This window comes from Pseudomonas sp. PWP3-1b2, from assembly GCF_049896045.1.
GTDB classification, from domain to species: Bacteria; Pseudomonadota; Gammaproteobacteria; order Pseudomonadales; family Pseudomonadaceae; genus Aquipseudomonas; species Aquipseudomonas antarctica_B.
In genome coordinates, this window is sequence record NZ_JAFCTN010000009.1 from 45184 (window position 1) to 66995 (window position 21812).

Annotated in this window: 24 protein-coding genes; 12 read left to right on the forward strand and 12 right to left on the reverse strand. The window is 59.4% G+C overall.

Going from position 1 to position 21812, the window contains the following annotated elements; translation table 11 throughout:
* Both ACP7A2_RS08460 and ACP7A2_RS08465 read right to left on the reverse strand, forming a co-directional pair.
* Positions 1–804: an alpha/beta fold hydrolase gene (locus ACP7A2_RS08460; protein ID WP_426133855.1), complete on the reverse strand. Its 804-nt coding sequence runs from the start codon at positions 802–804 to the stop codon at positions 1–3.
* Positions 805–818: 14 nt separating this feature from the next.
* Complete coding sequence (locus ACP7A2_RS08465) at positions 819–1742, reverse strand: LysR family transcriptional regulator (protein ID WP_426133856.1); 924 nt, start codon at positions 1740–1742, stop codon at positions 819–821.
* Between the two features lie 49 nt (positions 1743–1791).
* Here ACP7A2_RS08465 and ACP7A2_RS08470 point away from each other — a divergent pair, with 49 nt between their 5' ends.
* From ACP7A2_RS08470 to ACP7A2_RS08480, 3 genes are all read left to right on the forward strand, one after another.
* Positions 1792–2106 carry a 3-phosphoglycerate kinase gene (locus tag ACP7A2_RS08470; RefSeq protein WP_426133857.1) on the forward strand — a complete coding sequence of 105 codons (315 nt, stop codon included), beginning with the start codon at positions 1792–1794 and terminating at the stop codon, positions 2104–2106.
* Between the two features lie 151 nt (positions 2107–2257).
* Positions 2258–2857 carry an FMN-dependent NADH-azoreductase gene (locus tag ACP7A2_RS08475; protein ID WP_348061562.1) on the forward strand — a complete coding sequence of 200 codons (600 nt, stop codon included), beginning with the start codon at positions 2258–2260 and terminating at the stop codon, positions 2855–2857.
* Positions 2858–3060: 203 nt separating this feature from the next.
* On the forward strand, positions 3061–3927 hold the full coding sequence (locus ACP7A2_RS08480; protein WP_426133858.1) for a carboxylate/amino acid/amine transporter: 867 nt from the start codon (positions 3061–3063) through the stop codon (positions 3925–3927).
* Positions 3928–4035: 108 nt separating this feature from the next.
* Here the strand turns inward: ACP7A2_RS08480 and ACP7A2_RS08485 are convergent, their stop codons facing one another.
* Positions 4036–5334 (reverse strand): mechanosensitive ion channel family protein, encoded by a 1299-nt coding sequence (locus ACP7A2_RS08485; protein ID WP_426133859.1) that lies wholly within the window; start codon positions 5332–5334, stop codon positions 4036–4038.
* A gap of 193 nt (positions 5335–5527) precedes the next feature.
* Between ACP7A2_RS08485 and ACP7A2_RS08490 the strand changes: the two genes are divergently transcribed.
* A complete protein-coding gene (locus ACP7A2_RS08490; protein ID WP_426133860.1) occupies positions 5528–6874 on the forward strand; it encodes a DEAD/DEAH box helicase in 1347 nt (448 codons plus the stop codon).
* A gap of 47 nt (positions 6875–6921) precedes the next feature.
* Here ACP7A2_RS08490 and ACP7A2_RS08495 read toward each other — a convergent pair whose 3' ends face one another.
* Positions 6922–7197, reverse strand: a complete 276-nt coding sequence (locus ACP7A2_RS08495) for a hypothetical protein (protein WP_426133861.1) — start codon at positions 7195–7197, stop codon at positions 6922–6924.
* Positions 7198–7352: 155 nt separating this feature from the next.
* On the opposite strand from ACP7A2_RS08495, the gene ACP7A2_RS08500 reads away from it, so the two are divergent.
* A complete protein-coding gene (locus ACP7A2_RS08500) occupies positions 7353–7742 on the forward strand; it encodes a hypothetical protein (protein ID WP_017134854.1) in 390 nt (129 codons plus the stop codon).
* Between the two features lie 112 nt (positions 7743–7854).
* Here the strand turns inward: ACP7A2_RS08500 and ACP7A2_RS08505 are convergent, their stop codons facing one another.
* From ACP7A2_RS08505 to ACP7A2_RS08515, 3 genes are all read right to left on the reverse strand, one after another.
* Positions 7855–8721 (reverse strand): DUF6279 family lipoprotein, encoded by an 867-nt coding sequence (locus ACP7A2_RS08505; protein ID WP_426133862.1) that lies wholly within the window; start codon positions 8719–8721, stop codon positions 7855–7857.
* Positions 8722–8786: 65 nt separating this feature from the next.
* Positions 8787–9509, reverse strand: coding sequence for a TorF family putative porin (locus ACP7A2_RS08510; protein ID WP_426133863.1), 723 nt, complete (start codon positions 9507–9509; stop codon positions 8787–8789).
* Between the two features lie 205 nt (positions 9510–9714).
* Positions 9715–9894 (reverse strand): hypothetical protein, encoded by a 180-nt coding sequence (locus ACP7A2_RS08515; RefSeq protein ID WP_003193095.1) that lies wholly within the window; start codon positions 9892–9894, stop codon positions 9715–9717.
* Between the two features lie 323 nt (positions 9895–10217).
* Between ACP7A2_RS08515 and ACP7A2_RS08520 the strand changes: the two genes are divergently transcribed.
* The 3 genes from ACP7A2_RS08520 to ACP7A2_RS08530 all read left to right on the forward strand — a co-directional run bounded on the left by ACP7A2_RS08520 (position 10218) and on the right by ACP7A2_RS08530 (position 13145).
* Positions 10218–11054 carry a CvfB family protein gene (locus ACP7A2_RS08520; RefSeq protein WP_054897831.1) on the forward strand — a complete coding sequence of 279 codons (837 nt, stop codon included), beginning with the start codon at positions 10218–10220 and terminating at the stop codon, positions 11052–11054.
* 52 nt (positions 11055–11106) lie between these two features.
* On the forward strand, positions 11107–11505 hold the full coding sequence (locus tag ACP7A2_RS08525) for a DUF2177 family protein (protein ID WP_426133864.1): 399 nt from the start codon (positions 11107–11109) through the stop codon (positions 11503–11505).
* 197 nt (positions 11506–11702) lie between these two features.
* Positions 11703–13145 (forward strand): NCS1 family nucleobase:cation symporter-1, encoded by a 1443-nt coding sequence (locus tag ACP7A2_RS08530; RefSeq protein WP_426133865.1) that lies wholly within the window; start codon positions 11703–11705, stop codon positions 13143–13145.
* Here ACP7A2_RS08530 and ACP7A2_RS08535 read toward each other — a convergent pair.
* Positions 13057–14256 (reverse strand): MFS transporter, encoded by a 1200-nt coding sequence (locus tag ACP7A2_RS08535; protein WP_426133866.1) that lies wholly within the window; start codon positions 14254–14256, stop codon positions 13057–13059. The two genes, ACP7A2_RS08530 and ACP7A2_RS08535, sit on opposite strands and share 89 nt — an antisense overlap.
* A gap of 104 nt (positions 14257–14360) precedes the next feature.
* Between ACP7A2_RS08535 and ptrR the strand changes: the two genes are divergently transcribed.
* Both ptrR and ACP7A2_RS08545 read left to right on the forward strand, forming a co-directional pair.
* On the forward strand, positions 14361–15254 hold the full coding sequence (ptrR, locus tag ACP7A2_RS08540) for a putrescine utilization regulator PtrR (RefSeq protein ID WP_426133867.1): 894 nt from the start codon (positions 14361–14363) through the stop codon (positions 15252–15254).
* 155 nt (positions 15255–15409) lie between these two features.
* Complete coding sequence (locus ACP7A2_RS08545; protein ID WP_003193089.1) at positions 15410–15532, forward strand: PA1414 family protein; 123 nt, start codon at positions 15410–15412, stop codon at positions 15530–15532.
* Positions 15533–15728: 196 nt separating this feature from the next.
* Here ACP7A2_RS08545 and ACP7A2_RS08550 read toward each other — a convergent pair whose 3' ends face one another.
* From ACP7A2_RS08550 to speB, 4 genes are read right to left on the reverse strand one after another with little or no spacing between them, the layout of a single operon-like run.
* On the reverse strand, positions 15729–17111 hold the full coding sequence (locus ACP7A2_RS08550) for a sodium:solute symporter (RefSeq protein ID WP_426133868.1): 1383 nt from the start codon (positions 17109–17111) through the stop codon (positions 15729–15731).
* A 24-nt stretch (positions 17112–17135) separates the two neighbouring features.
* Positions 17136–18650: a purine-cytosine permease family protein gene (locus tag ACP7A2_RS08555; protein WP_426133869.1), complete on the reverse strand. Its 1515-nt coding sequence runs from the start codon at positions 18648–18650 to the stop codon at positions 17136–17138.
* A 21-nt stretch (positions 18651–18671) separates the two neighbouring features.
* Positions 18672–19094, reverse strand: coding sequence for a YybH family protein (locus ACP7A2_RS08560; RefSeq protein ID WP_426133870.1), 423 nt, complete (start codon positions 19092–19094; stop codon positions 18672–18674).
* Complete coding sequence (speB, locus tag ACP7A2_RS08565; protein WP_426133871.1) at positions 19094–20044, reverse strand: agmatinase; 951 nt, start codon at positions 20042–20044, stop codon at positions 19094–19096. Before speB ends, ACP7A2_RS08560 begins: the two co-directional genes overlap by 1 nt.
* A 256-nt stretch (positions 20045–20300) precedes the next feature.
* On the opposite strand from speB, the gene ACP7A2_RS08570 reads away from it, so the two are divergent.
* Both ACP7A2_RS08570 and ACP7A2_RS08575 read left to right on the forward strand, forming a co-directional pair.
* Positions 20301–21194: a LysR family transcriptional regulator gene (locus tag ACP7A2_RS08570; RefSeq protein ID WP_078738452.1), complete on the forward strand. Its 894-nt coding sequence runs from the start codon at positions 20301–20303 to the stop codon at positions 21192–21194.
* Between the two features lie 5 nt (positions 21195–21199).
* On the forward strand, positions 21200–21796 hold the full coding sequence (locus ACP7A2_RS08575; protein ID WP_426133872.1) for a tRNA-uridine aminocarboxypropyltransferase: 597 nt from the start codon (positions 21200–21202) through the stop codon (positions 21794–21796).
* Positions 21797–21812: the final 16 nt, after the last annotated feature.

A 21812-nucleotide genomic window follows, 5' to 3' on the forward strand; every position in this document is an offset into this window, starting at 1 on the left:
TCAGTGATCCTGGGTAGTGGTTTCGACTGTCTTCAGAAAGTCGAGAAGAGTCGCGTTAAAGACGTCGGGTTGATCCAAGGGCGTGGCATGGCGGGAATCCTCGATCACCACCAGCCGCGCATCGGGCAGCAGTTTTACATAGTTTTGTTTTTGCGCCACGGGGGTGTAGTCGTGGTCGGCGCTGATGACCAGCGTAGGACAGGTAATTCTGGAAAGTTGTTCCTGCACGCCCCAGCCCACAATTGCGTCGAAGCTGGCGAGATAAGCACGTTTGTCGTTTTTTGCCCAGCGCTCGGCCATTTTACGGCGCAGGTCGGCCTGATGCGGCTTGGGGAAGAGCCGGTCGCCCAGCGCCTTGCCAATGGTGGGCAGGCTGAGTAACCGCGCCAGGCTCCAGCGTTTGGCCCACTGCCAGTAATCATCGGCGCTGCGCACCTTGACCTCGGGCGCACTGTTGACGATGCACAGGCTTTTCAGCAGCGCCGGTTGGTCCACGGCCAACTGAAAGGCGATCATGCCACCCATGGACAAGCCGACGACATGGGCCGGCGGCAGGTTCAGGTGTTCGATCAGCGCGATCAAATCGACAGTAAAACCCTGAATGCTGTAGCGCTCGCGGGGTTTGTCGGAGCGCCCGTGGCCACGCACATCCACCACTATCAGACGGTAATGCCGGGCCAGCACCGGAATCTGCAGCTCCCAATCCTGGCTGCTGGAGCCCAGACCGTGGATCAGGATCAGCGGGGCACCGTGGCCATATTCCTCGTAGTGCAGGCTGCAGCCTTCATGGTCGAACCAGGCCATGGGTGAACTCCGTTTCAGGCTTGCTCGGGGGCGGCGAAAGGCGCGTCCAGGGGAGCGGTGTCAAAGGTGCGCAACAGATCGATAAGAATCTGCGTGGCCGGGCCCAAGGGTTTGTCTTTGTTCGAGTACAGGTGGAACGTCGGGTTGCGGCTGCCGCCTTTTTCCAAGGGTAGCTGCTTGAGCAGGCCTTCGTTGAGTTCGCGCTCGATCAAGTGCCGGGGCAACCAGGCAAAGCCCAAACCGCTGCTGACGAAAGTGGCGGCGGTGGGCAGGCTGCCGACCGTCCAGCGTTGCTCTGCGCCGAGCCAGCCTACATCCCGTGGCTGCTGGCGGCCGGAGTCGCGGATTACCACCTGCATCTGGCTCTCCAGGTCCTGGAAGCTCAGCTCGCGGTGCAGGCGATGCAGTGAATGGTCGGGGTGGGCCACGGCGATAAATTCCACATCGCTCATTTCCGTGCCCAGATAACCTGGAATGATGAAACTGCTGATAGCCAGGTCAGCCATGCCATCGATCAATAACTCTTCGACCCCCGACAACACTTCTTCGCGCAGGCGCACACGGCAACCCCGGCTTTGTGGCATGAACGCGGTGAGGGCACGCACCAGCCGCGCGTTAGGGTAGGCGGCATCCACCACCAGCCGCACTTCGGCCTCCCAGCCCTGTTCCATATGGTGGGCAAGGTCTTCCAGTTGGCTGGCGTTTTTCACCAGTTGGCGGGAGCGGCGCAACAGCACTTCGCCGGCGTCGGTGAGCACGGCTTTACGCCCGTCGATGCGCAGCAGCGGCACGCCGAGCTGGTCTTGCATGCGCGCCACGGTGTAACTCACCGAGGACTGCGAACGGTGCAGCGCTTCAGCTGCCTGGGCGAAGCCGCCATGGTCGACCACGGCCTGCAAGGTGCGCCATTGATCAAGGGTAACGCGGGGCGCTTTCAAGATGAGCTCCTCTTGTCCTAAGCTGACAGTCCTTATTGGAGACTGCCGAATGAGAAAATTGTGTTGTGTGTTGCTGGCGCTGCTGCCGATGAGCGCATTTGCCTACCCCATCGACGTGACTAAAAAGATCGAAGGCGTGCAAGTGGATTACACCGCCTCCGACGTGGACGGCGACATCAGTTCGATACGCCTCAACAACTACGGCACCGTTGATGCGGTGTGTTCAGTCACCTTCACCAACGGCCCGGAATCGCCGCGCACCCGTAAAGTCACGGTTGCGGCCGGTAAAAGCACTAACACCACGGTCAAGTTCACCCGTGCAATTATCAAGATGCGCATCGCACTGGCGTGTGCCCCGAAATGAAGCAGCAGCGGAGCATGCCGACAGCAATACTCCGCTTATAAACAAATTTCTAGATGGGTTGTAGCAGTTTTTTGCGCTTTTTTATCGAATAGGTGCTGTTTAATCTTTTCTCCATCGCCTTACAGCATTTACCGATGGAGCCTACACAGCCATGTCCAACGTTCTGATCATCGAAAGCAGCGCCCGCCAGCAGGATTCGATCTCGCGCCAACTGACCCAGCAGTTCATTCGTCAGTGGCAGGTTGCACACCCGGCGGACCAGATCACCGTGCGCGACGTGGCACTGAACCCGGTTCCGCACCTGGACGCCCATCTGCTGGGCGGCTGGATGAAACCTGCTGACCAGCGCAACACCCTCGAACAGGCATCCCTGGATCGCTCCAACGAATTGACGGACGAATTGCTCGCCGCTGACGTGCTGGTGATGGCCGCGCCCATGTACAACTTTGCCATTCCCAGCACCCTTAAAGCCTGGCTGGACCACGTGCTGCGTGCAGGTGTGACGTTTAAATACACCGCCACCGGCCCTCAAGGTCTGCTGACCGGCAAGCGCGCCATTGTGTTGACCGCTCGCGGTGGCATTCACACCGGTGCCGCCTCCGATCACCAGGAACCCTACCTGCGTCAGGTCATGGCGTTTATCGGGATTCATGACGTGACGTTTATTCACGCCGAAGGGGTGAATTTGAGCGGTGACTTCCAGGAGAAGGGCATTAACCACGCCAAGGCGCTGTTGGCACAGGTGGCGTGATCCGTTAATCGCCAGATAATCGCGCGATGTTTATCTAGCCCCACGCAAACCCTTCAAGTACGCGTATCGAACCTCCCTTTGCACTTTTTGCTCCTGAGTGCTCCTACCCGACTGCCGCGCTAGCGAGGTCGGGTTTTTTTTGCCTTGAGTTTCGTGAGCCGCTGAAAACCCTTAAAGTCCCGCCCATTCAATATGAGGCGCGCATGGGCTATCTACTGGTTGTTACCCTGATTCAGGCTTTTTCCTTCAGCTTGATCGGCGAATACCTCGCCGGTCATGTTGATAGCTACTTTGCCGTGCTGGTGCGCGTGGTACTGGCCGGGCTGGTATTTATCCCGCTCACCCGCTGGCGCTCGGTGGAACCCGCGTTCATGCGCGGCATGCTGGTGATCGGCGCGCTGCAGTTTGGCGTGACGTATGTGTGTTTGTATTTGAGTTTCCGCGTGCTGACGGTGCCGGAGGTGCTGCTGTTCACCATCCTCACGCCGCTGCACGTCACACTGATTGAAGATGCGCTTAATCGACGCTTCAACCCTTGGGCGCTGATCGCCGCGCTGGTGGCGGTGTGCGGCGCGGCGGTGATCCGATTTGATCAGATTACGCCACACTTCCTGATGGGTTTTTTGCTGCTGCAACTCGCCAACTTCACCTACGCCGCCGGGCAGGTGATGTACAAGCACCTGGTGGCGCGCTATCCGAGTAATCTGCCGCATTACCGCCGTTTTGGTTACTTTTATTTGGGCGCTTTGATCGTGGTGTTGCCGGCGTTTCTGATATTCGGCAAGACCAACTTCCTGCCCGAAGCACCGCTGCAATGGGGCGTGCTGGTATTCCTGGGGCTGGTCAGCACGGCGCTGGGTATGTACTGGTGGAACAAGGGCGCCTGCCTGGTCAATGGCGGCACGCTGGCGGTAATGAACAACCTGCATGTGCCGGTGGGGCTGCTGCTGAATTTGCTGATCTGGAACCAGCACGAGCCGCTGGGGCGCCTGGCGTTGGGCGGGCTGGTGATTTTGGGGGCGGTGTGGATCAGCCGGTTGGGCGTGCGCAAACAGCCAATGCCTCGCTGAACCCCCCTGTGGGAGCGGGCTTGCCCGCGATTGCGGTGGCTCAGTAACTAATAGGCAAGCTGATACACCGCTATCGCGGGCAAGCCCGCTCCCACAGGGGTCGTGTTGTTAAATCGAAGGTTGTTCCGGGGCTGGCAAATGACTGGCCCCCATCACCGCCGGCAACATCCCGGCGCGCAAATCGCTGCCACTCGGCTGCTGATACAGGCTCAAGCCGAACTCCGGCAGCACCGCCAGCAAATAATCAAAAATATCCCCCTGGATGCGCTCGTAATCCGCCCACGCCGTGGTGCGGGTGAAGCAGTAGATTTCCAGTGGCACGCCCTGGGCGGTGGTTTGCATCTGGCGCACCATGCAGGTCATGTTCGGCTGGATGTCCGGGTGGCTTTTCAGATAAGCCAGTGCATACGCGCGGAAGGTGCCGAGGTTGGTCATGCGGCGGCGGTTGGCTGACAGCTGCGCACTGTTGCCCTGGGCTTCGTTCCAGGCCTTGAGTTCGGCCTGCTTGCGGCTGATGTAGTCGGTAAGCAGGTGCACCTGAGTCATGCGCACTTCTTCATCGTCATTCAAAAAACGAACGCCGCTGGCGTCGATATACAGGCTGCGCTTGATGCGTCGCCCGCCTGAGGCCTGCATGCCGCGCCAGTTTTTGAACGACTCGGACATCAGGCGCCAGGTCGGAATCGACACGATGGTCTTGTCGAAATTCTGCACCTTGACCGTGTGCAAGGTGATGTCGACCACATCACCGTCGGCGCCGACCTGGGGCATTTCGATCCAGTCGCCGACGCGCAGCATGTCGTTGCTGGTCAACTGCACGCTGGCGACGAACGACAGCAGGGTGTCCTTGTAAACCAACAGGATCACTGCCGACATGGCGCCCAGTCCCGAGAGCAGCAACAGCGGCGAGCGGTCGATCAGGGTCGAGACGATAATGATCGCGGCAAACACGAACAACACCATCTTGGCCAACTGCACGTAACCCTTGATCGAGCGCGTGCGCGCATGTTCAGTGCGCGCGTAGATGTCCAGCAGCGCACTGAGTACGGCGCTCACGGCCAGCGTCATGAATAGAATGGTGAAGGCCAGTGCCACGTTGCCGATAAACAGCGTGGCGGTCTTGCTCAGGTTCGGCACCAGGTACAGGCCGAACTGGATGACCAGGGACGGCGTCATTTGTGCCAGGCGATGAAAGACTTTGTTGTGCCGCAGGTCATTGAGCCAATGCAGCGCCGGTTGCCGGCCGAGCAGTTTGACAGCGTGCAGGATCAGGTAGCGCGCCGCCCGTCCCAGCAACAGGGCGACCACCAGCAATACAAGCAAACCCACGCCGGAATGTAATACCGGATGTTCATCGAGGGTGCCCCAAAGGTCTTGGACGTTGAGCCAGAGCTGTTTGATATCCATGGGTGAAACCGATTCTTCTGTAAGACAAGACGGGCCGATTAGAGCATTTAAGTGCAACAAAGTTGGCTTTTCGGACAAATTCACTGACAAAAAAGCAGCTGATTAGCACCGTTCGCGTAAAGAAACTCGGTTTGGACGCCCGAAACCGGTAACCTATGCCGCTGATATTTTGTAATTCTTCGAGGTAGCACCCGTGTTTTCCCAATTCGCCCTGCACGAACGCCTGCTCAAAGCCGTGGCCGAGCTTAAATTTGTCGAGCCTACGCCGGTGCAAGCAGCGGCCATCCCGCTCGCGCTCGAAGGGCGTGACCTGCGGGTGACGGCTCAAACCGGCAGCGGCAAAACCGCCGCTTTCGTCCTGCCGATTCTGAACCGCCTGATTGGCCCGGCCAAAGTCCGTGTCAGCATAAAGACGCTGATCCTGCTGCCGACCCGCGAGCTGGCCCAGCAGACCTTGAAAGAAGTGGAACGCTTCTCGCAGTTCACCTTCATCAAGTCCGGCCTGATCACCGGTGGTGAAGACTTCAAGGTCCAGGCCGCCATGTTGCGCAAGGTGCCGGATATTCTCATCGGTACCCCGGGCCGCATGATTGAGCAACTCAACGCAGGCAACCTTGACCTCAAGGAAGTCGAAGTGCTGGTGCTGGACGAAGCTGACCGCATGCTCGACATGGGTTTTGCCGACGATGTGCAACGCCTGGTAGCTGAATGCGTCAACCGTCAGCAAACCATGCTGTTCTCCGCCACGACCGGCGGCTCAACCCTGCGCGATATGGTCGCCAAGGTCCTGAATAACCCAGAGCACCTGCAGGTCAACAACGTCAGCGACCTGAACGCGACCACGCGTCAGCAGATCGTGATGGCCGACCACAATGTGCACAAAGAGCAGATCCTCAACTGGCTGTTGGCCAACGAGACCTATCAGAAGGCCATCGTGTTCACCAACACCCGCGCTGCGGCTGATCGCATCTACGGTCGCCTGGTCGCACAGGACTACAAAGCGTTCGTGCTGCACGGCGAGAAAGACCAGAAAGATCGCAAGCTGGCCATCGACCGCCTGAAGGCTGGCGGCGTGAAGATCCTGGTGGCCACCGACGTGGCCGCCCGTGGCCTGGACGTTGACGGCCTGGACATGGTGATCAACTTCGATATGCCGCGCAGCGGCGACGAATACGTGCACCGTATCGGCCGTACCGGGCGTGCCGGCAACGATGGCCTGGCCATCTCGCTGATCTGCCACGGCGACTGGAACCTGATGTCGAGCATCGAACGCTACTTGAAGCAGTCGTTCGAGCGCCGCACCATCAAGGAAGTCAAAGGCACCTACACCGGGCCGAAAAAGGTCAAGGCGTCGGGCAAGGCGGTTGGCGTGAAGAAGAAAAAAACCGACGCCAAGGGCGAGAAGAAAAAAGCCGGCGCCAAGTCGCCGACCAAGCGCAAAATTGCCAACCGGCCGAAGACCGACAACCTGTCGCTCGTGAGCAAGGATGGCATGGCACCGCTCAAGCGCCGCAAGCCAGAGGCTCCGGCTGCCGAATAAGCCTGCGCTGATGTGAAAAAACCGGACGATGTCCGGTTTTTTTTTCCTCAACTTTTGGCTTTGGCCGCCGCTTCGTCGAGATCCTTGAGGCGTTGATCAATCAATTGGCATTTGTCGGGCAAGTCGGCTGAGGCCGTGTCCATGTCCATCTTCTGCAATTCTGCATTCATCTCCTTGGCCTTGGTCGGGTTTTGCTCAGTGAGCTGGGTCACTTTATCGGCCAATTGCTTGCGCTTGGCCGTGGCTTCTTCAGGTGTACAGGCCCAAACGGGCAGTGCGCTCAACAGTGTGGCGGCAATCGCCAGGTTTCTCAGGGCTTTCATGTTCGGACCTCCTTGGCAGGGTTATTCAGTTGAGGCCGTTTGTGATTGAAAAGTTCAGAGAGCTGACGCCCGTCTGCCCGGCTGAACGGCCAGTGGCAAGACGTGTCACTACCTTGACGGGCTAACTTTTCCACAGGCCTGCAGGAGGAATCAGGATGACGACTTACAACTGGGATTTGATCGAACGGCTGCTGCATGAAGTGCAGAACGGCGAAGGCAGCTTCGCTCCTCGCAAATATGCCGAGCAGGAAGCGGCCGAGAAGGCCACGGCGGGCGAGTCCACCGGGAATCTGGATGCGCTGAAAAAAACCGCTGCGGATTATGAAGCGCTGCTATTCAAGCGTGGGTTTATTGAGTCGCGCCCTGAAGAGGAGGGCGGTAATGGCGAGAATTTCATTCTTACCGCGCTGGGTGCGCAGTTATTGGCGCTGATTGATAGCTCGATTCCGGGCAATGATCACCCGCGCCAGGTGCTGGACGAACAAGCGGATGCCCTGGATCCGGCGACGTTTGCTGAAGTGGCGTCCAAAGCTCAGATCGCCTGACAGAAATTACTCTAGCCAAATGTGGGAGCGGGCCTCCTCGCGAAGGCGGTGAATCAGTCGATGAATCTATTAACTGACACGCCGCCTTCGCGAGCAAGCCCGCTCCCACAGGTTAATTCGAGGCGGCCTTGAGGCATTTCAGGGCTTTGAAATCGCTGCGTACGCCGTCAATTTTCTGCGTCAGCTTCATGCGCTGTTGCGCAGTGCTTTCGGCCATCAGGTCGACAATCAAGCTGCGCGCCGCAGCTTCGGTCTTGGCATAGGCTTGTTTGTATTCAGGCGTCCACAGGCTTTCGCGCTCCACCAGCAATTGCTGCATTTTCTGCGGGAAGTTTGCTTCGCGGCGTTTTTGCACCGCATCAATAAATTGCGCCTGCCAATGCGCGCGGTTGCCAATCCATTCCTGGTTCTGCTCGCCCAAGGCAATCGACCATGCCGTGACGCGGTTCTGTTGGCTGGCACTCAGCGGGCCCATCCAGGCATCCAGACGTTTACTCATGCGCTCGGCGCGCTCTTTGATCTGCTGCGCCAGTGGCGGCTTGAGGTACTCGTCCTGACGCTTGCGCAAGTCCTTGGCCAGCGCGGCGTTCATCTCGTTGACCTGTTTGTCGTCCAACCCTTGCAGCAGCTTAATGGCCGATGGTGTGATCTCCCGCGCCACCTCGCCAATCGCCTGCTTGGCCTCGACCGTGCGCGCCTGCAGCGCGGCATCGGTAACCTGATTGTTGTCGACCATCTGCTGCAGGCGGTCGAGCCAATCCAGATAACCTGGCAACTGCGTGGTGCAGTGCCAGGCCAGGTGATCCTTGAGTGTGTCGTTGAACCAGCTCTTCTGCCCGGCATTCATGTCCAGGTAGTCGTTAAGCGTCCAGGGGATGATCACATCAAGATTGCGGTAAGCCAGGCCTACGCGATTGCACCCGGCGAGCACCAGGCTCAGGGTCAGCAGTACCACCAGCAGTTTGAGCCGACGCAACATGGGCGAGTCCTTGCGCAGAGGAGTTAGTGCATGTGAACCCGCGCCGGGCGCGACAGTTCAGCCCATTAATAAAACGACCGCGCGGCCTTCAAGGTCAACAGGCCATCGCATTGCGAATTGTGTCCGGAGTAGGCCGAGCAGTCGCCGCCGCTGAGGCTTGAGTCGCTGTAGATCAGGTTCAGGTCGACGCCCATCCACGCGCGGGAGAACTGCACCGACCAATCGCTGAAATTGCGAATCGAGCCACCGTCCACCGACACCGGCGTACCGAGTTGGTGAGTGGTGTATTTCATGCTCACGCCGATGCCGAAGGGCTGGGTGCCGCCGAGGTCGGCAAACAGCGTACTGTCCTGGCGATCCGGGTCATTGCTGAAGGACGCGCCGAAGCGATTGCCCAGCAGGTTCAGGCCACCGTAGAACTCCTGGCTGTCGAGCAGGCTGATTTTGGGGTAGCTGTAGTGAATCAAGCCGACTTCGTAGCCCAGGGTCTGGTCGAAGGGATGTTTGAAGCCCATGTAGGAATCGACTTCAAGGTTGCTGGCCGGGGACAGCCCGATGTTGGGCGAGAACTGGCCGATATACAGGCCGCTGTCATGACTGAGGTCCAGGCCGCCGTGAAACGAGTCGCTACCCGGCGAGGTGGGTTTGACCAACCCCTGGGCCATGCTGCGGCTGGGAGTGGTGCCCAATTTGAGGTCGAAGTCGCCCAGTTCGCGCTGAAAAATCTGCGCTTGCGCGAGGGGGCTGGCTGCAAGCGCAGCTAACAGGAAAATACAGGGTTTGAACACGCTTCACTCCATGAAAAGCGAGGAGCAGTAACGAAAGGACGGCAAGACGCCCGTGCTAGACGTGTGCAAGCATACCGGCGATTGCCAGGAGATGAGGGCCGTTCGTCGATTTACACATCAGAGGGTGAAGCAAGAGGGTGTTTCGGGCTCTAGTCCTAGCGCCTTGATGGCAAGACGCTTAGGGACCAGGTGTGTTGCGCAGGTTTTACTTTTTGCCCAGGCTGATCTGCTTGGACGGGCCGAAAGTCTGGCCGCTGACGCCCTTGGCAATTTGCTGGATTTCGCCGCCGGACTTGAGGAAAGCAGCAATCTGGCTGTTGATCGATTCGCTGGTTTCAACGGCTGGAGCTGGCTTTGCTTTGCTGTTGGATGCTTTTACACGCATGGCGGCCACTAACCTGTAGAAAATTAACTTGGCCATGCATCGTACAGGAAACACTTGACAATTGCTTGGCAAATATCCCTTGGGAATAACGGATGGCGGGGGAAATAGCCAACGTTAATGAGCAAAATAAATGGCTAACCTACTGTTTTAAATGGAAACCCGAGAAGCTGCGGCGAATTGCCTCCTGACGAAAATTGATTCGCCTGATCAGACGAGCGGGGCGCGGCCAGTATTACGCCACGCCAGACCGCGATTTTTCAGGTGCGCGGGCGTGTCAGGCGCAACTCGGGTAGAATGCCGCCCACGTAATGAGGGTATCGGAAATGGCTTTAGTCGGGCGCTACAACAGCTTGCAAGTGGTTAAACACACTAACTTTGGTTTGTACCTGGACGGTGCGCAAGATGGCGAAATCCTCTTGCCCAATCGGTATATCCCCAAAGATATTCCCAGTGAAGATGAAGACTGGCTGAACGTTTTCATCTACCTGGACAGCGATGACAAACTGATCGCCACGACTGAAAAACCGAAAGTTCAAGTCGGCGAATTTGCCAGTTTGAAAGTGGTGGAAGTCAACAGCATCGGCGTATTCCTGGACTGGGGTTTGCCGAAAGATCTGTTGCTGCCGTACTCCGAAGAAAAGCGCCAGATGACCGCCGGTGAGTATTGCGTGGTGCACGTTTACCTCGACAAGCACACCAAGCGCATCACTGCTACTGCGCGCCTGGATCGCTACCTCGATAAAACCCCGGCTAACTACCAGGTAGGCCAGGAAGTCGACCTGCTGGTGGCCGAGGCGACCGACATGGGCTTCAAGGCGATCATCAACAACAAGCACTGGGGCCTGATCCACAAGAATGAAGTGTTCAAGTTCCTGCGCCCGGGCAAGGAAGAGAAAGGCTTCATCAAAGAGATTCGCGCCGACGGCAACATCAGCCTGAGCCTGCAACCGGTCGGCCAGGAAGCGGCGTCCAGCCTCAATTCGAAGATTCTCGCCAAGCTACGCGACAATAACGGCAGCTTGCCGGTCAGCGATAAAAGCGACCCGGCGGTGATCAGCAACTTGTTCGGCGTCAGCAAGGGCAACTTCAAGAAGGCCATTGGCGCCCTCTACAAGCAGGGCCAGATCGTCATTCATGCCGATCGCATTGAACTAAGCTGAGCCCGCTTCGCTCTTCCGTAGGCGCTAACCGGCGCCTACGGAGGTTGCACCCATGTCCAGAAACGTCATCTTTGCCTACCTTGGCACCTTGCTCGCTTTCCTGGTGCTCGACGGCCTTTGGCTCGGCGTCATCATGGGCCCAACCTATAAGGGCCTGCTCGGCCCGCTGATGCTCGATCAGCCTCGCCTGTTGCCCGCCGTGTTGTTCTATCTCCTGTATGTCATCGGTTGTGTGGTGTTCGTGGTACTGCCCAGCGCCAGTTGGCAACGTGCTGCGCGCCTGGGTGCGTTGCTCGGCCTTGTGGCTTACGGCACCTATGACCTGAGCAACTGGGCCACGCTGCAAGGCTGGTCTGCCAATCTCGCGATCATGGATATGGCCTGGGGCACGTTCCTGACCGCCGCGTGTTGCACGGTTGGCTACCTGTGTTCACATCGAGTGCACCGCTGATTGTGTACAGGATTTTAGTGCACCGTTGCTGAGCGTAGTCCCTGTTTCCAAATAGCCTCAATCCCCTTTGCAACGTTGTGCAATGGGGATTGTGTTCTATTGGCACGCATTCTGCTGAATACCTCGTATACAAACCATGCCGCCTTCCGTATGCATCCTGTTATGGAAGCGCAGGCCGGTATTTCGAGGAGCCCGCGATGACCGAACAATTGCCCAAAGGCTACAGCCCGCGCCTTTACAACAAGGACCTGGGCCCGCTGCCGCAGAAGTGGAACTGGTACAACATTTTCGCCTTCTGGATGAGCGACGTGCACAGCGTCGGCGGTTATGTATTTGCCGCCAGCCTGTTCGCCCTTGGGCTGGCGAGTTGGCAGGTATTGATCGCCTTGCTCGCGGGTATATGCATCGTGCAGTTGATCGCTAACCTCGTCGCCAAACCGAGTCAACAAGCCGCCGTGCCGTATCCGGTGATCTGCCGGCTGGCCTTTGGCGTATTCGGCGCGAATATTCCCGCAGTGATTCGCGGCCTGATCGCCGTAGCCTGGTACGGCATTCAGACGTACCTGGCATCAAGCGCCCTGATCATCGTGGTGTTGCGCTTCTTCCCACAGATGGCGGTATATGCGGAACCTCATTTCGCGGGTCTGTCGTACCTGGGCTGGATGGGTTTCCTCAGCCTATGGGTCCTGCAAGCGGCGGTGTTCTGGGCGGGTATGGAGTCGATCCGGCGCTTTATCGACTGGGCGGGGCCGGTGGTGTATGCGGTGATGTTTGCCCTGGCAGGCTGGATTGTATGGAAGGCGGGTTGGGCGAATATCAACTTCAGCCTGTCGGAAAAGTCACTGTCGGGCTGGCAGGCCTTCGGCCAAGTGGTCGTGGCGACGGCGCTGGTGGTGTCGTACTTCTCCGGGCCTACGCTGAACTTTGGCGATTTCAGCCGCTACTGCCGCAGCATGCAGGACGTGCGACGTGGCAACTTCTGGGGGCTGCCGGTAAATTTCCTGGCGTTCTCGCTGGTCACCGTGGTGATCGTGTCGGGCACCTTGCCGGTGTTTGGCGAAATGCTCCACGACCCGATTGCCACCGTTTCGCGTATCGATAACAGCATGGCCGTGCTGCTCGGCGCCTTCGCTTTCGTCACGGCCACCATCGGTATCAACATCGTGGCCAACTTTGTGTCCCCGGCGTTCGACTTCGCCAACGTTGCGCCGAGCAAAATCAGCTGGCGTGCCGGCGGAATGATCGCCGCCGTGGCGTCGATCTTTATCACCCCATGGAACCTGTTCAATAACCCGCTGATGATTCACTACACCCTGGACATTCTTGCGGCCTTCATCGGGCCGCTGTTCGGGATTCTGTTGGTGGACTTCTACCTGATCAAAAAGCAGAAAATCGATGTCGATGCGCTGTTCGATGACAGCCCGACCGGGCGCTATTACTTCGACGGTGGCGTGAACTGGACAGCGGTCAAGGCGCTGGTGCCCGCGACGCTGGTGGGCGTCGCGATCACCTTCACGCCGGCCTTGCAAGTGATGGCCAACTTCGCCTGGTTTACCGGCTGCTTCCTGGGAGGGCTGTTTTTCCTGGTGCTCGCTCGGCGCGAGCAGGTTCGCCTGCCCGGGCCGCTGGTTGCCGGTTGACCAGCACCGCACCCGCCAACACCAGGCCGCAGCCGGCAATGATCAGCGCCGGTTGCAGGCCGCCGCTGATATGGCTGCTCACTGAGGCCAACAGCGGGCCGCATAATTGGCCGATGGCGAAGCTGGCGGTCAGTAGGCCAGTGCTGCGCTGGTAACCGTGGGGCGCCACATCGCGCAAGCGTGCCATCACCAACTGCATGCATGCCAGGAAGGGCGCACCGCAGAGCAACACGCCCAACGCCAGGCCCCAGCCATTGCCCAGCAGGCAGGCAAATACCCCGGCCGCCTGCAGCCACAAGGTGATCATCAACCAGCGTCGGGTGGTCTGCGGGTTCTTGCGGCGCAAGCTTGCGACCACCACACCAGCCGCTGCGGCCAAGCCAAAGCACGGCCAGAACAAGTCGGCTTGCCACGCGCCCTTGAACTGCGCGCTGGCCATTTGCGAGAGAAATGTCGCCGGAATGATGTAGCCCAGGCCGTACAGAAAGTAGATCCAGCCCAAGTGCGCAATACTTTCATTGCTGCCTGCATCAGCGGCGGGCGCATGGGCAAGGCTTGGCTGCGGCAAAAAGGGCAGAATTGCCAGCAACATCACCAGCGCCACGACGCCGTATACCAACCACAAGGTGGCTGAGTTCTGCCCCAGCACATTGGAGCCCAAGGCCAGCAAGCCTGTCAGCAAAATCCCCAACCCCGGCCCGGCAAACACCAACGCCCCCAGGCGTGGGCGGCCGGCAGCCATCGCCAGCGGCTGGCTCAGGCTGGTGATCATCACCAGCGCCCAGGCGCTCGCCACTCCCGTGCCAAAGCGCAGCAGCAAATGCGGCCAGAAGCCATTGGCCCAATACGATGCCAGTGTCAGCAGCACACATAACCACAGGCCCCCGTACATACGCCCGCGCACATGGTGATGGCTGCGGGCGAAAATCGAATCCACCGCACCGACGAAATAACCCAGGTAATTGGCCGCCGCGATCAGGCCCGCGCCGGTCAGGTCGATTTGCCCTTCGCTGAGCAAATGCGGCAGTTGCGGGGTAAGGGCGAAACGGCCGATGCCCATGGCCATCATCAGGGCGATAAAGCTGGCAAGTAAGCGAGTCAGGGGAGACATGCTCTTAATTCCTTCAGGGAAACGAATGACCCTCAGGCTAAAGTCGATTGACTTTCTGTAAAAATGAATAATAGTGAGCAACTTGTTCAGTTTTGGAGAAAGGTATGGAGTTCAGTCAATTGCGCATTTTCCAGGCCGTGGCGGAAGAGGGCTCCATTACCCGTGCAGCCGAGCGCCTGCACCGCGTGCCCTCAAACCTGTCGACGCGGCTCAAGCAGATGGAGGAGCAACTCGGCGTGGAGCTGTTCGTGCGCGAACGACAGCGTTTGCAGCTTTCTCCTGCCGGCAAAGTGCTTTTGGACTACAGCACTCGTCTGCTGGCGCTGCACGACGAAGCCCATGGCGCGGTACAAGGCGGGCAACCGGCCGGCGATTTCGTGGTCGGCAGCATGTACAGCACGGCCGCGGTCCACTTGCCGAAGCTGCTGGCGCGCTATCACAAAGCGTTTCCGATGGTGAACCTGCAGGTGCAATCGGCCCCCAGCGGTGAGTTGCTCGAGGGGTTGATCACCGGTCGCCTGGACGCTGCCTTCGTCGACGGCCCGATCACCATCGCATCCCTGGACGGTGTGCCGCTGTGCGAGGAGCGCCTGGTATTGATTTGCGAAGCTGATCACCCGCCGGTGCGCGGGCCGCAGGACGTGGCCGGGCGCTCGGTGTTCACCTTCCGACGCAGTTGCGCTTACCGCGCGCGCCTTGAAACCTGGTTTTCCCACGACCGCGTGGCCATGGGCCGGGCCATTGAGATTGAGTCCTACCAGGGCATGCTCGCCTGCGTGATCGCCGGTTCCGGGGTGGCCTTGATGTCCGAATCCATGCTCGACAGCCTCCCGGGGAAGGACAATGTGTCCGTTCATCCGCTGACCGGGCCTTTTGCCACTGCCACCACCTGGCTGATGTGGCGAAAGGGTATGCTCGGCGCTAACCTCAACGCATGGATCGACCTGCAGCAGGAAGGTAGCGCCGATTTGTTGCACGACACCCGCGAGACTGCTTGAACGATCCGTCAGGATTCTGATCCATTCAGTAATAGTTCGTTGTGTTTTCGTTCAAGCATTACGTAGGACTTAGGGCTACTATCTGTAGGAAGCGGCGACATTGCATCACGCATTATTTCTACCGCCGACTCGCATTACCCTCAAAGGGGGCAACCATGAAAGAGAAAATCCAAAACTGGCTCCATGACCTCGGCGTTGCGCTGGGCCTGATCGAGCCTCCGCTGCAACCGGTGCCAATTCGCACGGATGACGAGCAGCGTCGGCCACGTCGCCGGTAATCTCGGGTCGGAGCAGAATTTAACGGTGGGAGCGGGCTTGCCCGCGATGGCGTTGTATCAGTCAATAAAGTACCGACTGATTTAACGCTATCGCGGGCAAGCCCGCTCCCACAGTCGTTTTTGTTTCAGGCAAAAAAACGGGCGCGACATCCGACGTCGCACCCGCTGAAGTAACTGCATTAAATCTCTATGTCTCTCAAATCGCCCGCGCTGTTTCCACTTGCGGGCTGCGCGACAGCAAACTCACTACCACGAAGCTCACCAGCGCAACCGCCAGGCTGTAGTAGATCGGCGTGTTCGCGTCCAGGCCGTCCTTGAACATGAACACCAGCGCGGTCACAAACCCTGACGTCATCGATGCAATCGCCCCGGAGGTCGTCGCGCGTTTCCAGAAAATTGCCCCCATCAGCGGGATCAGCATGCCGCCCACCAACAGGTTGTAGGCCAGGGTCAGGGCGCTGATCACGTCATTCACCACCAGCGCGATACCGAGTACGGCGATGCCGGTGAGCATGGTGAACAGACGGTTGATGTTCAGGCTCGATTGTTTGCCGCCGCGCAAACGCGGCAGCAGGTCTTCGGTCAGTACGGTTGAGGCGGCCAGCAAGCCGGCACTGGCGGTGGACATCATGGCGGCCAGCGCAGCGGCAATTACCAGGCCACGGATGCCGTCCGGCAGCGAGGCTTTGACGATAGCGGCGAAGGCGTTGTTGATGTTGTCCAGGTCGGGCAGCAGCACGTGCGCTGCCATGCCGATCAACGCACAGGCCAGGCCGTAGAGGATGCAGTAGAAACCGGCGAAGGTGCCCGCGTACTTGGCGACCTTTTCGTCACGGGCAGTGAATACCCGTTGCCAGATGTCCTGGCCGATCAGGATGCCGAAGAAGTAGATCATGAAGTAAGTGATGATCGTGTCCCAGCCGATTTCAGTGAAGCTGAAACTCGACGCAGGCAACTTGGCTACCAGTTGATCCCAGCCGCCGACGCGGTAGAGGCAGATCGGCAGCAGGATGAACATCAGGCCGACGGTCTTGATCACGAACTGCACGATGTCGGTCAGGGTCAGCGACCACATGCCGCCGATGGTCGAATACACCACTACCACGCCACCACCCAACAACACCGAGATCCAGAACGGCAGGCCGAACAGCACTTGCAGCACGGTGCCGATCGCCAATATCGAGGTCACGCCGATCATCAGCGCGTAGGCCAGCATGATCACCGCACTGGCTTGGCGCGCCATGGGGTTGTAGCGTTTTTCCAGCACCTGGGTCACGGTGAAGATTTTCAGCTTGAGCAGCGGTTTGGCCAGGAACAGGTTCAGCGCAATGATCCCGGCGCCCAAAGCGGCGCACAGCCAGAAGCCGGAGATGCCGTGCACATAACCCAGGCGCACGGTGCCAACGGTGGACGCACCGCCCAACACCGTGGCGGCCATGGTGCCCATGTACAGCGACGGGCCCAGGTTGCGACCGGCGACGAGGTAGTCTTCGTGGGTCTTGGCGCGGCGCATGCCGTAATAGCCGAGCACGAGCATGCCGGCGGCGTAGATGAGTACGACGAATAAATCCAAAGCCATGACGGCGAGTCTCCGATTATTTTTTTAGGCTACTGAGGCGCTTTTTGTGGCGAGGGAACAGGCTTCCGATGAGCTGCGAAGCAGCCCTCTGGGGCCATACACAGCCGCTGGCTCCGGGAACATACGCAGCAAGGTCAGGTACACCACTGACGCCAACCCCAACGTCACCGGCAAACTGATATCAATGCCGTCGGCCAGGTTGCCCAGCGGGCCAACGAACTGCCCCGGCAAGTTGACGAAGCACAGGCCCACCAGCGCACTCGGGATCCACGCCCCCAGCCCACGCCAGTTCCAGCCATGACTGAACCAGTAGCGGCCGCCGGTTTCACCGCGGGTAAACACTTGCAGGTCATCCGGGCAGTAGAAGCCGCGACGCACGATCAAGCCGATGATCATCATCACCATCCACGGCGTGGTGCAGGTGATGATCAACACGGCGAAAGTCGACACGCTCTGCACCAGGTTGGCGGCGAAACGTCCGATAAAGATGAAGGCAATCGACATCACCCCAATCAGCAACGTCGCCTTGACCCGTGAGAGCAATCGCGGGAACACGCTGGACATGTCCAACCCCGTGCCATACAGCGACGTAGTGCCAGTGGACATACCGCCGATTACCGCGATCAGGCACACCGGCAGGAAGAACCAGCTTGGCGCGACCGCAAGCAAACCGCCGACATAGTTATTGGCCGCGATGTAATCCGGCGCCTTGATCGCGACGATGGTCGCGGTCGCCAGGCCGAACAGGAACGGGATCAAGGTGGCGATCTGTGCGAGCACCACCGCCAACATGATGCGCATTTTTGACGTTTCACGCGGGATGTAGCGCGACCAGTCACCGAGGAATGCACCGAAGGAAATCGGGTTGCTCATGGCCACCAGCGCAGCGCCGATAAACGCCGCCCAGAAACCGCTCTGGCCCAATGCGATGGTGCCGGCAAAGTGGCTGTCGAACGCCGGTGCAAAGGCGAAAATCCCCAGTAGAAACAGCAGGCTCGCCGCCCACACCGCTATGCGGTTAACCCACAGCATGAAGCGAAAGCCGTAGATGCACACGGTCAGCACCAGAATCGCGAACACGCCGTAGGCCAGGCCCAGGGTCAGGTCGGTTTCCGGCAGGCCTATCAGACGTTTCGCACCACCGACCAGCGCGTCACCTGAACTCCACACCGACAGTGAGAAGAAGGCGATCGCCGTCAGCAGCGACAGAAACGAGCCGACAATTCGCCCGTGCACGCCGAAGTGCGCACCGGAGGACACGGCGTTGCTGGTCCCGTTGATCGGCCCGAACAGGCCCATGGGCGCCAAAATCAGCGCGCCCACCAGCACGCCCAGCACAATCGCCCACACACCGGCCTGAAACGACAAGCCGAACAGCACCGGGAATGAACCCAGTACAGCGGTGGCAAAGGTATTGGCGCCGCCGAAGATCAGGCGAAACAGATCCTTGGGGCTGGCGGTGCGTTCGTGGTCCGGGATCTGTTCGACCCCGTTGGTTTCTATCTTGCGAATACTGTTTTGGTTGTTTTTATTATTCATGATCTGCTCCGATCACATTGGCTAATGGGGCGGCAGCCCTTCCGGCATTGCGGACAAATGTTCGTGACAGGCCAGCCACAGGCCTTCTTGTTGTTGTGTGCCAGACCCTTGTCGTTTGAAGACAATGGTCTCGCGCTCCTGGCTAAAGCATTGCTCCCCGTTCATGCGCAGCTCGGTGGCCACGTCATGAATAAAAATCGCCACGTCGCCTTGCAGGCTGACAACGGCATTGCTCGAGGTGCACGACAGCACCTCGAACCCCTCGTTTGCGCGCCAGCTGTCCCATAACACCTGATAGGCATCGCGGCTCAGCAGCGGCTGGGGGAGGGTGTAAAACACAAAACTTGCATCGGCCGTGAACGCGCCAAAGTAGGCGGCGCGATCATTGCGGGCGAAGGCCGACACCAGCTCGGCGGCGGCCTTCAGCACTGGCTGCGCGCTCATCAGCGGTGGGCCACGCCGGGCAGTACGCAGAGCATTTCGTAGAGCAGGTTGGCGCCGAGCAGCGACGTGTTGCCGGTGGTGTCGTAAGGCGGCGAGACTTCTACCAAATCGCAACCCACCAGCTCGAGGCCCTGGCAGCCACGGATGATTTCGATTGCCTGGATGGTGGTCAGCCCGCCGATTTCCGGAGTGCCAGTGCCAGGCGCCCAGGCCGGGTCGATGCCGTCGATGTCGAAGCTCAAATACACCGGGCCGCCGCCGACTTTTTCACGCACTTCGGCCATCAATGGCGCGAGGGAGTGGTGCCAGCATTCTTCGGCCTGGACCACGCGAAAGCCCTGTTTACGGCTCCAGTTGAAGTCTTCGGCGGTGTAGCCCTGGGCGCGCAGGCCAATTTGCACAACGCGGTCGCAATCGAGCAAGCCTTCTTCCACCGCGCGGCGGAAGGTGGTGCCGTGGGCGATTTTCTCGCCGAACATGTGGTCGTTGACGTCGGCGTGGGCATCGATGTGCACCAACCCGACCTTGCCGTATTTTTTGTGAATCGCCCGCAGGATCGGCAGGGTGATGGTGTGGTCGCCACCCAGGGTCAGCGGGATCACATTGTGCTCAAGGAACCCGTCGTAGGCTTCTTCGATGATGCGCACGGCGTCCAGCAGGTTGAAGGTGTTGATCGCCACGTCGCCGATGTCGGCAACCGACAGCGAGTCAAACGGCGCTGCACCGGTGGCCATGTTGTACGGGCGGATCATGACCGATTCAGCGCGGATTTCACGCGGCCCGAAGCGGGTGCCGGGGCGCAGCGACGTGCCGATGTCCAGGGGCACGCCGATAAATGCAGCGTCCAGGCCGGCAGGGGATTGGAGGTGGGGAAGTCGCATCATGGTGGCGATGCCGGCGAAACGCGGCATTTCGTTGCCGCCCAGTGGTTGGTGAAAAATCTTGTCCACGGGAGTGCCTCATCGTTGTTTTGTTTATTAGGGGCCGATTCTGCGAAAAGCCCGGTGCGGGAAGAATCGGCAGGGGCAAATACTTAGTTCAGATTTTTCTAAACTAATGCCTGAGGTAAACTCGGTACAAATGTGGGAGCTGGCTTGCCTGCGATAGCGGTGTGTCAGGCCTGAAATCTTTTTTGATAGACCGCCATCGCAGGCAAGCCAGCTCCCACAGTGGGTCAGCGGTGCATTAGCTGAATCTGGAGACCTTGTGGCCAACGCCTTGCCCGACCTGAAACTCCTGCGCATCTTCGTCAGCATCGTGCGCCACCAGGGGTTCGCCAATGCCCAGCACGAACTCAACCTGTCGACGTCGGCCATCAGCACCTACATGAGCCAGCTCGAGTCGGCGCTGGGCCTGGTGCTGTGCCATCGCGGTCGCGGCGGTTTCAGCCTCACCAGCAAGGGCGAGCTGTTCCATCAGGAAACCCTGCGCCTGCTCGGCGAACTGGAAGGCTTCGAGCAATACGCCGCCGCGCTCAAGGGCGAGTTGCGCGGCACGCTGAAGCTGGGCGTGCTCGACTCCACCGTCAGCGACAAAGCCTTGCCGTTCGCTGAAGTGATCGGCGCCTACAGCCTCGAACACCCGGCGGTGCACCTGCATTTGTCGGTGATGAGCCCCTACGAACTGCAACTCGGCGTGCAAGACAATCGCCTGGATTTGGCCATCGGCGCCTTCTCCAACCGCATGAGCGGGTTGATCTACATGCCGCTGTACCGCGAACAGCACTGGCTGTATTGCAGCACGCGGCATCCTTTATTCAATGAGCGGCGCATTCCCGAGCAGGTCATCACCCAGCAGCGCATGGTCGGTCGCGGCTACTGGAGCCAGGCAGAGTTGGCGCGCCACGGTTTCAAACACAGCGCTGCGACGGTGGAAAGTATGGAAGCACAGCTGATTCTGGTGCTGTCCGGCGCCTACATCGGCTACCTGCCCGAGCACTACGCCCAGGCGTGGGCCGACAAGGGCGACCTGCGCGTACTGCTGCCGGCAACGTTCGGCTATCAGGCGCCGTTCTCGATGATCATGCGCCGGGGGCGCAGCCGTGAACCGCTGATCCAGACGTTCCGTGATCTGCTCAAAGCCCAGCTCAATCAGGCCTGAAAAATATGCCCCGACCTCAATGTTCCCGTTGCCTCAGGCCTGTCAGCCATTGCCTGTGCCCGCTGATCCCAAACCTCGACAGCCGCACCCGCGTGCTGCTGTTGCAGCATCCGAGTGAGGTCAACCATGCGCTGAATACGGCGCGGCTGGCGGCGTTGGGGTTGAAGAATGCGCAGTTGGTGGTGGGTGAGGTGTTTGATGATTTGCAGACCTTGCTGAACCCGCCCGGCTACCAGCCACGGCTTTTATTTCCGGCTGACGACGCGCAGCCTTTAAATGCTTACGCAGCTTCTGAAGAACCCTTGTTGCTGGTGGTCCCCGACGGCACGTGGCGCAAGGCGCGCAAGTTGCTGCACCTTAATCCATTGTTGGCCGCCTTGCCCCGGGTGACATTGGCGGCGGGCGCCGTTTCCCGGTATCGGCTGCGCAAGGCACCGGGGCCAGGGGCATTGTCGACGGTGGAGGCCATTGTGCAGGCGCTGCAAGTGCTGGAAGCACCGGCGTCGTTCGAGCCGTTGCTCAGGCCGTTTGAGGCGTTGATTGAAGGGCAGATTGCGGCGATGGGGGAGGAGGTCTTTGCGAAAAACCACGGTGCTACATAGCTGCCGCAGGTTCTGA

Coding starts and splice junctions, on each gene's coding strand:
- ACP7A2_RS08550 (WP_426133868.1), bottom strand. CDS start 17,111: ATGGCTTTGGATTTATTCGTCGTACTCATCTACGCCGCCGGCATGCTC.
- ACP7A2_RS08515 (WP_003193095.1), bottom strand. CDS start 9,894: ATGCGTGTAAAAGCATCCAACAGCAAAGCAAAGCCAGCTCCAGCCGTT.
- ACP7A2_RS08500 (WP_017134854.1), top strand. CDS start 7,353: ATGACGACTTACAACTGGGATTTGATCGAACGGCTGCTGCATGAAGTG.
- ACP7A2_RS08545 (WP_003193089.1), top strand. CDS start 15,410: ATGAAAGAGAAAATCCAAAACTGGCTCCATGACCTCGGCGTTGCGCTG.
- ACP7A2_RS08505 (WP_426133862.1), bottom strand. CDS start 8,721: ATGTTGCGTCGGCTCAAACTGCTGGTGGTACTGCTGACCCTGAGCCTG.
- ACP7A2_RS08495 (WP_426133861.1), bottom strand. CDS start 7,197: ATGAAAGCCCTGAGAAACCTGGCGATTGCCGCCACACTGTTGAGCGCA.
- ptrR (WP_426133867.1), top strand. CDS start 14,361: ATGGAGTTCAGTCAATTGCGCATTTTCCAGGCCGTGGCGGAAGAGGGC.
- ACP7A2_RS08535 (WP_426133866.1), bottom strand. CDS start 14,256: ATGTCTCCCCTGACTCGCTTACTTGCCAGCTTTATCGCCCTGATGATG.
- ACP7A2_RS08575 (WP_426133872.1), top strand. CDS start 21,200: ATGCCCCGACCTCAATGTTCCCGTTGCCTCAGGCCTGTCAGCCATTGC.
- ACP7A2_RS08485 (WP_426133859.1), bottom strand. CDS start 5,334: ATGGATATCAAACAGCTCTGGCTCAACGTCCAAGACCTTTGGGGCACC.
- ACP7A2_RS08530 (WP_426133865.1), top strand. CDS start 11,703: ATGACCGAACAATTGCCCAAAGGCTACAGCCCGCGCCTTTACAACAAG.
- ACP7A2_RS08460 (WP_426133855.1), bottom strand. CDS start 804: ATGGCCTGGTTCGACCATGAAGGCTGCAGCCTGCACTACGAGGAATAT.
- ACP7A2_RS08475 (WP_348061562.1), top strand. CDS start 2,258: ATGTCCAACGTTCTGATCATCGAAAGCAGCGCCCGCCAGCAGGATTCG.
- ACP7A2_RS08470 (WP_426133857.1), top strand. CDS start 1,792: ATGAGAAAATTGTGTTGTGTGTTGCTGGCGCTGCTGCCGATGAGCGCA.
- ACP7A2_RS08555 (WP_426133869.1), bottom strand. CDS start 18,650: ATGAATAATAAAAACAACCAAAACAGTATTCGCAAGATAGAAACCAAC.
- ACP7A2_RS08520 (WP_054897831.1), top strand. CDS start 10,218: ATGGCTTTAGTCGGGCGCTACAACAGCTTGCAAGTGGTTAAACACACT.
- ACP7A2_RS08525 (WP_426133864.1), top strand. CDS start 11,107: ATGTCCAGAAACGTCATCTTTGCCTACCTTGGCACCTTGCTCGCTTTC.
- ACP7A2_RS08560 (WP_426133870.1), bottom strand. CDS start 19,094: ATGAGCGCGCAGCCAGTGCTGAAGGCCGCCGCCGAGCTGGTGTCGGCC.
- ACP7A2_RS08480 (WP_426133858.1), top strand. CDS start 3,061: ATGGGCTATCTACTGGTTGTTACCCTGATTCAGGCTTTTTCCTTCAGC.